Source organism: Moorena sp., from assembly GCF_982860115.1.
Genome location: NZ_CEYLVT010000203.1, coordinates 1 through 13,625, shown reverse-complemented (window position 1 = coordinate 13,625; position 13,625 = coordinate 1). Strand labels below are relative to the sequence as shown.

At 41.5% G+C, this 13,625-nt stretch carries 10 protein-coding genes; 6 read left to right on the top strand and 4 right to left on the bottom strand.

Going from position 1 to position 13,625, the window contains the following annotated elements; all coding sequences use genetic code 11:
• Positions 1–273 precede the first annotated feature (273 nt).
• Entirely contained in the window at positions 274–855 is a 582-nt protein-coding gene (locus AC4II3_RS25645) for a Gmad2 immunoglobulin-like domain-containing protein (RefSeq protein ID WP_488012959.1), read from the bottom strand.
• A 646-nt stretch (positions 856–1,501) separates the two neighbouring features.
• Here AC4II3_RS25645 and AC4II3_RS25640 point away from each other — a divergent pair.
• The 3 genes from AC4II3_RS25640 to AC4II3_RS25630 all read left to right on the top strand — a co-directional run bounded on the left by AC4II3_RS25640 (position 1,502) and on the right by AC4II3_RS25630 (position 2,625).
• Complete coding sequence (locus AC4II3_RS25640; protein WP_488012957.1) at positions 1,502–1,678, top strand: hypothetical protein; 177 nt, start codon at positions 1,502–1,504, stop codon at positions 1,676–1,678.
• Positions 1,679–2,009: 331 nt separating this feature from the next.
• Positions 2,010–2,243 carry a type II toxin-antitoxin system Phd/YefM family antitoxin gene (locus tag AC4II3_RS25635; RefSeq protein WP_488012955.1) on the top strand — a complete coding sequence of 78 codons (234 nt, stop codon included), beginning with the start codon at positions 2,010–2,012 and terminating at the stop codon, positions 2,241–2,243.
• Positions 2,244–2,403: 160 nt separating this feature from the next.
• Positions 2,404–2,625 (top strand): hypothetical protein, encoded by a 222-nt coding sequence (locus AC4II3_RS25630; protein ID WP_488012953.1) that lies wholly within the window; start codon positions 2,404–2,406, stop codon positions 2,623–2,625.
• Positions 2,626–2,651: 26 nt separating this feature from the next.
• On the opposite strand, the gene AC4II3_RS25625 is transcribed toward AC4II3_RS25630, so the two are convergent.
• Together AC4II3_RS25625 and AC4II3_RS25620 are read right to left on the bottom strand one after the other, a co-directional pair.
• The gene (locus tag AC4II3_RS25625) at positions 2,652–2,792 is read right to left on the bottom strand and encodes a hypothetical protein (RefSeq protein WP_488012952.1); all 141 of its coding nucleotides are present in this window, start codon (positions 2,790–2,792) and stop codon (positions 2,652–2,654) included.
• 3 nt (positions 2,793–2,795) lie between these two features.
• On the bottom strand, positions 2,796–3,245 hold the full coding sequence (locus AC4II3_RS25620) for a DUF29 domain-containing protein (protein ID WP_488012950.1): 450 nt from the start codon (positions 3,243–3,245) through the stop codon (positions 2,796–2,798).
• 1,263 nt (positions 3,246–4,508) lie between these two features.
• Here AC4II3_RS25620 and AC4II3_RS25615 point away from each other — a divergent pair.
• The 3 genes from AC4II3_RS25615 (at position 4,509) to AC4II3_RS25605 (ending at position 9,807) form a co-directional block, all read left to right on the top strand.
• Complete coding sequence (locus AC4II3_RS25615) at positions 4,509–6,215, top strand: tetratricopeptide repeat protein (RefSeq protein WP_488029608.1); 1,707 nt, start codon at positions 4,509–4,511, stop codon at positions 6,213–6,215.
• A gap of 20 nt (positions 6,216–6,235) precedes the next feature.
• Positions 6,236–7,753, top strand: coding sequence for a P-loop NTPase fold protein (locus AC4II3_RS25610; protein WP_488012948.1), 1,518 nt, complete (start codon positions 6,236–6,238; stop codon positions 7,751–7,753).
• Positions 7,754–7,869: 116 nt separating this feature from the next.
• The gene (locus AC4II3_RS25605; RefSeq protein ID WP_488029606.1) at positions 7,870–9,807 is read left to right on the top strand and encodes a tetratricopeptide repeat protein; all 1,938 of its coding nucleotides are present in this window, start codon (positions 7,870–7,872) and stop codon (positions 9,805–9,807) included.
• 388 nt (positions 9,808–10,195) lie between these two features.
• On the opposite strand, the gene AC4II3_RS25600 is transcribed toward AC4II3_RS25605, so the two are convergent.
• Positions 10,196–13,453 carry a sll1366 family intein-prone helicase gene (locus AC4II3_RS25600; RefSeq protein ID WP_488012945.1) on the bottom strand — a complete coding sequence of 1,086 codons (3,258 nt, stop codon included), beginning with the start codon at positions 13,451–13,453 and terminating at the stop codon, positions 10,196–10,198.
• Between the last annotated feature and the right edge of the window lie 172 nt (positions 13,454–13,625).

Below are 13,625 nucleotides of genomic sequence, written 5' to 3'. Positions count from 1 at the left end.
AGGTGCGGAAGCAAGTTCCGCACACAGCCCCTCCCCATGAGCGACTGCATCAAGACGGGAGTAGGGAGTAGGCAACAAATGCTTATATTATCACTCTAGCTGTTTCTAGTCTAATGAGATCCCCTGTTGGTGGGCAAACACCTTTTAGTTCTTTTGAGAATTCTAGATAATAGAACTTTGCCCACCCTACTACTAAAACCTAAAACCTAAAACCTAAAACCTAAAACCTAAAACCTAAAACCATGTACCTCACTAAATTGAAAAATACTAGAATTAAAACTTTGAGACTGGAACTCGTAACACTAATCCTGGATAGATCTGATCAGGACGGTTAATCTGGTGTCGGTTGGCTTCTAATATCCGAGGAGACAATCTGCCGTCACCATAAACTTGTTGGGCGATGGCGAAGAGGGTGTCACCGGGGATGACAGTGTATTGATAGAAACCAAAGTACCGAAGCAGCAAGGCGTTGCCGAAAACTATTGGCACGACTACCTGATTGGTTTCACTGCCGTTTGCTGCTGAGATACTGAAAATTTCAAGGGTACCTTGGGGGGTTGCTGGGACCATTTTCAATGGCAATCCTACCGAAAAGTTAGCGAGGATGCCATTACCGCCAACAGTGAGAAAATTCCGGAATAACTTGGTACCATTATTGTCCCGGACACGGAGGTGAATGATGTCTTCAAAGCCAGTAGCAATGCCGCAGACACGGATGGGATTGTCAACAATATCGTGGGGTAGGGGCTGACGAACGGAAATGGTAGGTAGACTGTTTCTTGGCTCAGGGGTACCTGTGTAAACCTGTGAGGTTTGGTGGCTAATCTTGCTATTGGTATTAATTGTGTTAATCATGACTAGCTCCTGTTGGTTAGTTGATCCGGCGAGAAGCCTCATGACGTTACCGAGGCTTGCTTTGCATTATGGACAATGGCATCAAGCTTCAACAGTACCCAACGAGGGTACTTTTTTGTTTGTGAGCTCAAGGGGTGACAACAAGGCTACAAAGCTCTCTGGATAACAGATAGAGCGTTAAGTCCTCTGGGTAAAATTGAGCTGTTTGTGAGGTTTGAGATTCATCAGACAAAAAGCTAAATCTGACCAGGTATTGAGAGATTGAACTCAATCAGGAGCGTGCAATCCAATCCAAAAAGAACTATGTCGCTCCGTTGAACATTCTGTTTCAGTTGGACGACAAATATACTCAGTCACTCTGATATTTTGTAACAATGTTCCCTGTAAAGTAGCTAAAGTATAAGCGATATAAATGAGTAATACTTTTGGCTTATAAGCGTCGCTCATTCACTTTTGTATTTTCGAGAGGTGCGCTTTCCTATGACGAATTAAATTACGGGATCGCACCTCTCCGTTCTCCGTAATGTTTTATGATATGATGTAGATAGTGAATCCAATCTGTACCGTTGTGGCAGGTTCAAAACTGCCCTACTGATCAGTGTAGGAAGTTACTGATAGCTAAATTACTAACTCAAAGGTGATTTAAATGGCTAGAATCAAAATAGAAGAACTGACCGAGAAATCAACCAAAGACTCATCAGGAAGGGGTAACACCTTATTGGCCTTGACTGACGACGAGTTAACCAAGGTGTGCGGCGGTTTTATAGGTGACGGCAATAAAAATCTTGATTCGATAACGGCTATTTTGCCGCCTCCTGATTGACTTACAAAACCCTTGAAATGCTGATTCTCCCGTAGGGAGCGGTTAGTGATAGCGTAACGAACACGAAAGCTTGACACGTAGGTTGGGTGTCGTTGCCTAAACCCAACCTACGCGATGATCTTTTGTCAGTCAACCAGGGGAATAGGGAATAGGGGAAAATTTCTGTGTATAGCACTACGCATTCAGATGTTTGACATTTCTAAATTCCGAAACTTAGTCATAGCTGACTTCTGACTTCTGACTTGCGCGTAGCGCTATACCTGATAGCTATGAAAAACGCTGTAAATGTAATAGAATTTTACTATTTCCTAGCTCCCTTACTAGTCACATAATGAAAACAATTTCCAAAAATATACTGACAAGCAAACTGCTGGAGTTATTGCAACTTGTCGAGTCAGAAGGGGAAGAAATTGTAGTCACTGATCGGGGCAAACCAGTGGTGATAATTTCTAAATATGCCAGCAATTCCCCCTCAACAGAACAGTTATTTGGACAAATGCGCGGTAAAGTAAAGTATTTTGATGATTTAACAAATCCTACAACAGAAGAATGGGGAGAAGTGTGAAAATTGTTCTCGATACAGCAGACACAGAAATCAGAAATTTTTACTCAGATGTGATTTGGTAGTACCAACCTGATGGGGTGACAATCACTATTATTAGCGTAGACATAGAGAAATGCGTTATTTTCTAATCCAACATTAGCTTTTAAACCAGGAGAGAACAATGCTTCAAAGCTATGAAGCCATTATCGAAAATGGTCAAATTCAATGGTTAACAGATGCACCAAAAGTTTCCAAAGCTCGTGTAATTGTGACGATTCTTTCGGATAGTGAACCAAACCTATTGCGCCGAACTCCCTCAGCTGCTATTGCTGGTAAAGGTAGAACCTTGGGAGATTTGGTCACTTCTATCCTTGAGGAAGAGGATTGGGAATGTCTGAAGTAATCGTTCTTGATAGATAGCTTATTTTCTCAGTATTCGGAACTTGATACATATTTGATGAAGAAAACGCCCTGATTGACTGACAAAACTCTAGCAAAGGGAACAGCGGATCTGGGAGTCGGGAGTCGGGAGTAGCTGACCGCTGATAGCTGACCGCTGATAGCTGACATTGATTAATTAGGAAACCAATGCTTATCCAGTAACTGATCAAACGAATAAGGACATTGTTCAGGTAGAGAAGTAAGCTGAGTTTTATTCTGGACAATCAATAAAGCATTTTGGTAGATTTTCGGTAATTCATCCCCTAAGTAATTGCGAAGATTAGTGGTAAGTTTATCCTCTAGTTGCACCCGAAAGGTAATAATTTCCCCTGCCCAGTGATTCCGATTTCCCTCCATCTCGGATTCCCAATATTGGTACAGCATTAGATGAATAATTATCTGCAATAGTAAACTTTTGACAGCATTTCTTTCACTGCGTCCCAATGCTTCTAGTTCCTCGATTAAGTTTTCATAATCTAACCCTTCTAATTCACGAGTTTTCAGGAGCCTAACTGTTTCAGTTAACCACTGATCGTATTCCGTTTCATAAAGTTCTTTTAAGTCAGGTATTTGAGATTTCATAAGGCAAGAGGCAAGAGGCAAGAGGCAAGAGGCAAGAGGCAAGAGGTAAAAAATGCTGTGTACCTCTTAGTTATGGAAAACGCTGTATTAGTTTATTAGCTCATTATAATGATAGCAATTATACGACTTCTGAGGTAAAAAATTCTGGTTTTTAGGGAGCAGGGAGCAGGAACCCAACCCTAACCCCTCCGAGGAGGGGAAGGGAAGAGGGAGGAGGGAAAAATAATGTGTACCTCATGAGTCCTATAAACGCTATAATTAAAAAAAAAATTCCTAAACTAGACTTGATTTGCTCTCATAATTTATCCAAAATTGAATCCATCAATCTCTATAAATAGTATTTGTAAATAAATGTAAATATTTTAAATTACCCCTTGCATTTTTTTCAACATTTATCTATACTATAGATATTGAGACTAAGACTAATAACCGCGCTGGTTAAAACCATTCACCGACGCCAGCGCGGTTTTCCTCCCACCTAAATAGGAGTTACTTCCATGATGGCAAAAAGATCACAATTATCAAGACGGCGGTTTGCAATTCACTCTTACCTGCTCCCTACTCCCTGCTCCCTGCTCCCTAAAAGGCGTTGCTGAATTAAGGAATGAATGCGCGATAATTTGGTTTTATTAAAGCCCCCTAAATCCCCCAATTCTGGGGGACTTTTAGAGTTTTTTCCCCCCAGAATTGGGGGGCTAGGGGGGCGAAACCATACTCAGAATCAGCAACGGGCCCTAAAAACCCTATACTTTTGACTTGCGCGTAGGGCTATAAGGCTCAAGGGTTAACAATACACTAGACCAGGTAATCATTTCTAAGACACCAGTACCCATTTATTGCTAACGAGTACTAATTTCTCACACAGCAGTACTATTTTCTGGTAAACCAGTACTGCTGTGTAACAAAGGGGTACCCATATATAACAAACGAGTACTAGTTTCTCATTAACTAGTACTCGTTTCTTGTAAGTCAGTACTGGTGTGTAACAAAGGGGTACCCGTTTCTTCCTAAGGAGTACTAGTTTCTCATTAACTAGTACTTGTTGCTAATAAACTAGTACTTTTTTGCTGTTAACGAGTACAATTTGATCACATGGCAGGACTGGTTAGGGGCATCTCAGTGTTACAATTAGGTATAGCGCTATGGGCCAGGTAAGAGGCATGCTAGCAATAGGGAAAAAATAATGTTTACTTGATAGCTAGGAGAAAGGCTATAAAATAATAGGAGATACTATAGAGCTATTGATGGGAGTTAATGATAGGGGTGAATCACAACACATCTGATGCCCAAGTTGACTTTCTCTTAGATGTACTACAAGCAAGCGCAGACAGTGAGGGTGATGCCCAGATAATTTACCCATTACTGGCAAACAATACAGACAAAATTAATCCTAGATTAACAGAATTATTTCGGGCTTGGGCAACAACTAAGCTGGCTGAAGTTAAACCAAATGAAGCGGAAAATATAGCAGCAGTTATTGTTGACTTCAGCAATCTAATTCAGCAATTCCCCTTGGGTGAAAAAGCCAGCAATAGTTCAATTGCCATCACTGGCTATGAAGTGGCACTAACTGTTATCACCCGTAAAGCTTTTCCCGAATATTGGGCAACGACTCAGCACAATCTCGGTATTGCTTACCATAACAGAATCACAGGTCAGAAAACACAAAACCTAGAAAAAGCGATCGCTTGCTACCAATTGGCTTTAGGCGTTTACACCCGTAAAGCTTTTCCCGAACAATGGGCAATGACTCAAAACAATCTCGGTAATGCTTACTCTGAAAGAATCACAGGTCAGAAAACACAAAACCTCGAAGATGCCATCGCTTGCTACCAATTGGCTTTAGAAGTACGCACCCGTAAAGCTTTTCCCGCAAAATGGGCAACGACTCAACACAATCTCGGTAGTGCTTACCGTAACCGAATCACAGGTCCGAAAGCACAAAACCTCGAAGATGCCATAGCTTGCTACCAACTGGCTTTAGAAGTACGCACCCATCAAGCTTTTCCTATTGATTGGGCAATGACTCAAAACAATCTCGGTATTGCTTACCGTAACCGAATCACAGGTCAGAAAGGACAAAACCTAGAAAATGCCATCGCTTGCTACCAATTGGCTTTAGCCGTTTACACCCGTGAAGCTTTTCCCGAACAATGGGCAATGACACAAAATAATCTCGGTATTGCTTACTCTGACAGAATTACAGGTCACAAAGGACAAAACCTAGAAAATGCCATCGCTTGCTACCAATTGGCTTTAGCCGTTTACACCCGTGAAGCTTTTCCCGAACAATGGGCAATGACACAAAATAATCTCGGTATTGCTTACTCTGACAGAATTACAGGTCACAAAGGACAAAACCTAGAAAATGCCATCGCTTGCTACCAATTGGCTTTAGCCGTTTACACCCGTGAAGCTTTTCCTGTTGATTGGGCATCGACTCAAAACAATCTCGGTAGTGCTTACCGTAAACGAATCAAAGGTCAGAAAAGACAGAATATTGAAAAAGCGATCGCTTGCTACCAATTGGTTTTAGAAGTACGCACCCGTCAAGCTTTTCCCGAACAATGGGCATTGACTCAATTCAATCTCGGTATTACTTACCGTAACCGAATCAAAGGTCAGAAAAGACAGAATATTGAAGAAGCGATCGCTTGCTACCAATTGGCTTTAGAAGTACACTCCCGTCAAGCATTTCCCGAAAAATGGGCATCGACTCAAAATAATCTCGGTAATGCTTACTATGAAAGAATCAAAGGTGAGAAAGCACAGAATATTGAAGAAGCGATCGCTTGTTACCAACAGGCTCTTACCGTTTATACCTTTGAGTATTTTTCCGAAGATTGGGCAGATACCAAATATAATCTTAGTATTGCTTACCGTAAGCGAATCAAAGGTGAAAAAGCACAGAATATTGAACTTGCCAACGCTTATTTCCAAGAAGCTCTGAAAGTTAGAAACTTTGAGTAAGTAGGGTGGGCAAAAAGCCTTTGGTTATTTTAACAATTATATATAAGATCACTTTTAACACCCTACTCCCTACTCCCTACTCCCTACTCCCTACTCCCTGCTCCCTACTCCCTGCTCCCTGCTCCCTGCTCCCTAAAAAAAATCCTTTATACACATCACCCCCCATGAGCTTAATCAAAAAAATCTACAATAAATTTCAACCATTTTATCCCTTACCTGCCAACGATCCAGCTTATGTTAACTGTAGTCAAGTCAGGGGAGATGACAATATTTTCATGGAAATTGGTAAAACAATCACCTTGTCAGATAAACCGACTTGTCAACTTTATACTGGACATCGGGGTGTGGGAAAATCAACCGAGTTATTGCGTCTGGAAGATTATTTGCAGAAAAAAGGCTGCTTTGTGGTTTATTTTCCAGCAACGGAAGGAGATATTGATGAAATCGATGCTCAATATACAGATATTCTGTTAGCTTGTACTCGTAATATTTTAGAGAAACTTAAAGAGTATGGGTCTCCTAATCCGTTATTAAAGTGGTTAAAGTCTCGCTGGACTGAATTAAAGGATTTGGGGTTATCTGAGGTAGAGTTTGAAAAATTAACGGTTGAAGCTCAAATTCAGATTTTTAGTAAATTGACTACAACCTTAAGACGAAATCCTAGTAGCCGTGAAACCATTAGAAAACAGGTTGATAATTATAGTGTCTCGTTGATTACAGCGTTAAATGAATTTATCAAAGATGCTCAACATAAATTACCTGAGGAAAAATCCAACATAGTTGTGATCGCAGATAACTTAGATAGAATCATCTCCCTGGAAAAAGGGAATAACAGAACAAGTCACAAGGAAATATTTATTGATTATAGCAGTCAATTAACAGCCTTGAATTGTCACGTAGTTTATACAGTACCAATTTCCTTAGCCTATTCCAGTCAAGCTCCTGAATTAAGAAATATTTATGCTACTCCTCAAGTGTTACCAATGATTATGGTAAAAAACCGTGACAACAAACCCTATTCACAAGGATTAGATAAATTAAAAGAAGTTATTGAAAAAAGGATTCACTTAGTTGACTCTAGGATTGATATTGATACACAAATCTTTGATAGTCAAGACACTCGCATTGAGCTTTGTGCTATGACTGGTGGTCATGTGCGAGAGTTGATGCTATTAATGCAGTCAGTAATGCGTTATATTGATAATTTCCCGATTACTACAAGAATAGTGAGGCGGGCAGTTAGTGATGCCAGAGATAGCACCTATCGTAATGCGGTTAGTTCTGAAGAATGGCAAAAATTAGCTAAAGTGTATATTTCCAAGACTATCCCTAATGATGAATACTATCGTAGTTTGCTATTCCGTCGTTGTGTGTTGGAATATCGAGAGTTTGATGGAGAGGGTAATCCTGTGCGTTGGTATGATGTTCACCCTTTAATTGAAGGAACACCTGAGTTTAAATCTGCTCTTGATGATTTAACTAATAGTAAGCATTCAGCGGTCAGCGGTCAGCAGTCAGCTTTCCATAACTCCGATTAAACGAATGCTTACTTGTTTTATTCATAATAAGCACATAAATTAGCGTTGCCATAGCCAACCGATAGCTGATAGCTGACAACTGATAGCTGATAGCTGACAACTAATCAATGAGTACAATGTCGAGATTAAATTCAACCACATTTAGATCAGATGAACAAGAATCCTATCTGAGGTTAAAACGTGATTTATCTTGGCGTGAAGGCTTTGGGATTTTATTTGTGCGGTGTACTCCTGTACAAGAAAAAAGAATTATTGAAGAAATTAAACAAGATATTAATGATAAAACGGTTGAGGTTTTAAAGCTAGAGCATTCTATTTATAATTTATATGATCTCATTGAGGAAAAGGTTAACGACAATCCCATTGATATTTTATTTATTAGTGGCCTTGAAAAGTCTTTAGCCTTAGACGATTATATTAAACGTACCCTTGAAAATCCTAAAAAAGCGTATCAAAGAGAGGCTTTAGCCAGCTTATTAGGTCATCTCAATTGGCAACGGGAAAGATTTAGAGATGATTTTAATTGCTGCTTAGTGTTTACCGTAAGGAAATATACATTAAAGTATTTAGTCCGTCGTGCTCCTGATTTTTTTGATTGGCGCTCTGGAGTAATCGAGTTTCCTGTAGATAGAGATATTGATTTGCTTAAATATTATACTCTATTTCAAAATTATATTGAGCAGCAAAAACCAATAGTTCATAGTAGTGACGAGTATTATGACTTGTTGAAAAAGCTGCTATTACTAGAATATGAAAATAATGGCGATTTACAAGCTATTCATGATGTTGTTAAATCTAATGCTGATAAATTAAATAGCTCTTTTGCTAAAATCTTAGAACAGTGGATCCTTAAGACTTGTGGTGAATTAAATCCTGAAGAAAAAGAAGCAATTGCCGGAATAGTAGAAAGTTTGTGTATTGATATTGCTCAATATAATTTAGGAAAAAGTGCAAATAATTTAGAAATAGCTATTACTGGATTAGAAACTGTTTTACAATTACGTCCCCGGGAAACTCTATCCCAAGAATGGGCGCAAACTCTATATTATATTGGTGCTGTTTATAGTAATCGTATTGTTGGCGACGAAGCTGAGAATATAGAAAAAGCGATTGCTTGTTACCAACAGGCTCTTAGAGTCAGAACCTTTGAGGCTTTTCCTGAAGATTGGGCAATAACACAAAATAATCTCGGAAATGCTTACTTAAAGCGCATCAAAGGTGAGGAAGCACAGAATATTGAAGAAGCGATCGCTTGTTACCAACAGGCTCTAACAGTTTATACCTTTGAGGCATTTCCTGAAGATTGGGCATTAACACAATATAATCTCGGTCTTGCTTACGGTGACCGAATCAAAGGTGAGAAAGCACAGAATATTGAAAAAGCGATCGCTTGTTACGAACAGGCTCTAACAGTCAGAACCTTTGAGGCATTTCCCGAAAAATGGGCAAGGACACAAAATAATCTCGATAGTGCTTACTTAAACCGCATCCAAGGTAAGAAATTAGGTAAGGAATTATTACAGGGGGTAATAGAAGGAGTAATAGATGGTGTCTTGATTCTGAACGCTCAGGGAGAGTTAGTTCATAGCAATTATTATGGTCGCTTTATTTGTGCTCAACTGGCAGTGGATAGGTCAAAATCTAATCTTGTTCCCAAAGAAATCAAGCGTGTTTGCCAAGCTGTGCTCGACAGCTGTGAGTTATATCCAAATCAGTCAATAGTTATCGAGTCTGAAATTATTACTGAACGCTCAAGATCTTTTCGGATTCGAGCCGTTAAGCTCACCTTAGACTCCTTTGAAAATCCCTGCATTTTAGTAATACTAGAAAATCACGATCAATATGCTGAGAGTTTAGCGCTCGCAGAGGTGAATAAATATGACCTTACTCCTCGTGAGGCCGAAGTTTGGTTACGGCGTCGTGCTAATTACAGCTATCGGGAGATTGCTGATGAATTGCGCATTACTCTTAACACGGTGAAGAAGCACTTGAAAAATATTTATGCTAAAATAAAATTTCACCAACTGAAACAGGAATTTTTAGAAGCTAATTAAATTAGTTAGTTATATAGCAAAGGGAGTAGGTCGCACCTCTGCATCGCCAGTTTCAATATATTTTCGGGCTGGCAGGATGCCCACTCTACTCCTATTCATTCCTTAATTCAGCCCATCTTACCCAACTGCTGGTGGGCAAAAACCCGTTGATTCTTTTAATAATTCTAGATCATAGAATTTTGCCCACCCTACGCACTCTGGTTAAAGTATCAGTATAAGTCTTCAAAAGTCCCCCTTATTAAGGGGGATTTAGGGGGATCAGTAGCTGGTCAGGTGGGCAAAAAACCTTTGGTGCTTGTAACAATTCTAGATCATAGAATTTTGCCCACCCTACACAACTACTCCCGATTCCCGATTCCCGATTCCCGATTCCCGATTCCCTACAAAATTAATCATCAATCACCGCACTCCGATCAAGCAAAACCAAATCCCGCAATTGTTCTGTATTCATTTCCGTCAACCAATCTTCCCCAGCATCTACAGTTTGTTCTGCTAACTGTTTCTTACTTTCAATAATGTCATTAATCTTTTCTTCTACAGTGCCAGTACAGATAAACTTATGGACTTGAACATTGCGTTTTTGACCAATGCGAAAGACGCGGTCAGTAGCTTGATTTTCCACCGCTGGATTCCACCAGCGGTCTACATGAAACACATGATTAGCTCTCGTTAAATTCAATCCCGTGCCACCGGCTTTCAGAGACAGAATAAATATGGATGGACCATCGGGGTCATTCTGGAACCGATCAATCATTTCCTCCCGTTGTTTCTTACGAGTTGCCCCATAGAGGAATAAAACTTCTTTGCCAAATTTTTCCTCTAAATAGGGTTTCAGCAATTTCCCCCATTCCGAAAATTGGGTAAAAATTAAGCCACGGTCTCCCTCAGAAATCGCCTCGTCTAACATTTCTTCCAACCGTCGTAACTTACCCGACTGCTGGCTAGACATCAACGAATTATCTCCCGTTTTCCCTTTCGTCTTTTTCCCTTTACTGTCTAACAGAGCGGGATGATTACACAGTTGCTTGAGTCTCAACAACAAGGTCAAAATCATGCCCTTGCGCTTAATCCCCTCAGCTTCTTCAATTTGTGCTAAGGAATCATCCACCAACTGTTGATAAACCGTAGCTTGGGCTGCGGAAAGACCACAAAAAACATTCATTTCCTGCTTTTCGGGCAAATCTTGAATAATAGACTTATCGGTTTTGAGGCGACGGAGGATAAACGGTTGCACTAGCGATCGCATGGTCTGCAAGGAATCCCGGTCGCCAAACTTCTCAATGGGTACCGCAAATCGACGTTGGAAGAATTGGCGATCGCCTAAATACCCAGGATTGAGAAAATCGATAATTGACCACAATTCCGACAACCGATTTTCCACGGGAGTACCGGTTAACGCAATCCGAAAGCTAGTGGAAAGTTGCTTCACCGCTTGGGATTGCTTAGCGCTAGGATTCTTAATATTCTGAGCTTCATCCAGCACCACCCCCTGCCATTCCACCCCATCCAGGGTAGTGGCATCCCGATGTACTAAGGAATAACTGGTAATGATCACCTGCTTAGTCTTAACTGCCTTAGCAAAGGCTTTCCCTTTGGAGCGTTTATCCCCGTGATGGACAATAGTTTTCAGGGATGGCGCAAATTTCTTTACTTCCCGCTCCCAGTTTCCTAGCACAGATGTCGGACATACCACTAAGCAGGGTCCATTGAGGGTACCTTCTTCCTGAAGATGCAACAGAAACGCAATCAGTTGTGCGGTCTTACCAAGGCCCATATCATCCGCCAGACAAGCGCCCAAACCCCAACGTTCCAGAAACGCCAGCCAGCCCATCCCTCTAGCTTGATAGGGTCGCAATTGCCCCTGAAAACTAGCAGGTTGAGGAATCGGCTCCAGGGATTGATTCCCCTGTAAGTTAGTAATTAACTCTTGCAACGCTCCCGATGCTTCAAACTTCACTACTGGTAGTTTTGCCAAAGTATTATTATCACCAGTAGTGATCCGCAAAGCATCCTCTACCGACAGAGTCATGTTATCTGTCGAACCCTTAAACATCTCTTGAGCTGCACGGACATCAGACGGTTGTAACGCCATCCATTCCCCATCCACCTCCACTAGCGGTGATTTCAGTGCCATCAAGCGATTAAACTCCCGCTTCGAGATGGTTTTATCTCCAATCGCCAGTTGCCACTTAAACTTCAGTAAGCTTTGGAGTCCTAACCGTTGATTCTTCTTTTGTGGTGGCACTTCCGCCACAAGACTAATCCCCAAGCGTTTGGCTCCCGTGCCTGGTTTCAATCCTGGGGGTAGCACAATACCCAAGCCATTGTTTTGCAACCGCCATGCACTCGCCCTAATGAACTCATACACATCTACTATGGTTAGCTCACAAAACTCAGGACGGGGTTGGTGTAGGCTAGGTTCAATGGGAGGATAGAGTCGAGTCGCTAATCCTAACCCTTTAAGGAACGTTTCCTGAGGTTGTTCAATGGTTCGTTGGTTAATCTCCAATCGCTCTCCGGAGTAATTCCAGATTGTCTCAGCATCCACCACCAGGTCTGGGTCATCAACCGCTTGTAAGCCATAGGCCAAGCTCCAATTCTCTTGATCAGAGGTAGGAGGCTTCAGGATAAAACAAGTACGAAACAGATTTTGGCTGAAGGTCTTAGACGTCGGTGTCACTAAATTCTGTTGCACCGGAGTGTTCCAAGTAGATAGTGCTGCGGCTAATCGACCTAGGGTTGTTGACTCTAGCCCTAGGGTTTCTGAATTATCTGAATTAGAAGAAAGCGATCGCAACCATTCCACCATCGGTGAATCTACTACTGGCACCGACTCGCCCTTGACAAAATCTCGCACCTGTGTATTAACCATACTACTCAAGAATCCCAGTAGCAATTCCTGAGCCTTAACCAAATCGGTTCTAGCTTGAAGGGTCAACTGTGGAGAACTAACCTCTTGTGGATAAGCACAGCAAGCCGAGGGCATGAGCTTGATATACGTTTCTAGACGGACTTGATCCGTAGTACTATCAAGGAGAGGTTGCCAGCAAGCCCTTACCTTACCATCAGGCAATCGGTACACTCCTGGTAAAAACTTACCCCGACTCAGCAGATCCAAGCTCCACCGCATCACCTGGGACCAAAAACGCAACTCCCCTCCCAGGTAAGCGTCTGAGCCTTCAAAAGAGCCAAGGGGTAAAGCTTGCAGAAATCTTACCGCTGCCATCGGTTCCAGACTTACCCCTTCCACTTGCCATGGTTGCAATTCCCACTGGGCAGCCTCTGGACTATCGTCTGCACTATCTAAAAACAGTTTGCTAGACAGCACTGGATAAGCTGGCTCACCTTTGGATGATGCTTCAGTAGGTAATAGAACAATTTGAGACTGCCAGGGATGGTGATGCTGTTGAGCTGCACGCTTACGACTACCTGAACGGGCCTTCTCAGACACCTCTAAAAATTGACCGATGGACAGACTACGAGAATCTAAAAAAGACGTCAATTCTTCCTCAGTCATGGCAAACGGGTGACATGACATCTCATTGGCAGTTGTTGATATCTGCGCCTTCGTGCGCCAGGTTTCTCCCCAAATAAATAGATGACCATTAGTTTCCCCAGATATCCAACTGCCATGTAACGTTGCCATAATAAGTTTTGTGTCTTTTTTTGTTATCTAGTCCAGGTTTTGTCGATCAAATTGGCTGAATTTATCCCTTAGGATTAACAGCTATCGTATCTGATTAATAGATTTTATAACAAAGGCAACAGGGAATCGGGAATCGGGAATCGGGAATCGGGAATCGGGAATCGGGAATCGG

What these genes read in the sequence shown, in the direction of transcription:
- AC4II3_RS25645 (WP_488012959.1), bottom strand. Translation starts at nt 855, where the DNA reads ATGATTAACACAATTAATACCAATAGCAAGATTAGCCACCAAACCTCA.
- AC4II3_RS25640 (WP_488012957.1), top strand. Translation starts at nt 1,502, where the DNA reads ATGGCTAGAATCAAAATAGAAGAACTGACCGAGAAATCAACCAAAGAC.
- AC4II3_RS25635 (WP_488012955.1), top strand. Translation starts at nt 2,010, where the DNA reads ATGAAAACAATTTCCAAAAATATACTGACAAGCAAACTGCTGGAGTTA.
- AC4II3_RS25630 (WP_488012953.1), top strand. Translation starts at nt 2,404, where the DNA reads ATGCTTCAAAGCTATGAAGCCATTATCGAAAATGGTCAAATTCAATGG.
- AC4II3_RS25625 (WP_488012952.1), bottom strand. Translation starts at nt 2,792, where the DNA reads ATGTCAGCTATCAGCGGTCAGCTATCAGCGGTCAGCTACTCCCGACTC.
- AC4II3_RS25620 (WP_488012950.1), bottom strand. Translation starts at nt 3,245, where the DNA reads ATGAAATCTCAAATACCTGACTTAAAAGAACTTTATGAAACGGAATAC.
- AC4II3_RS25605 (WP_488029606.1), top strand. Translation starts at nt 7,870, where the DNA reads ATGTCGAGATTAAATTCAACCACATTTAGATCAGATGAACAAGAATCC.
- AC4II3_RS25600 (WP_488012945.1), bottom strand. Translation starts at nt 13,453, where the DNA reads ATGGCAACGTTACATGGCAGTTGGATATCTGGGGAAACTAATGGTCAT.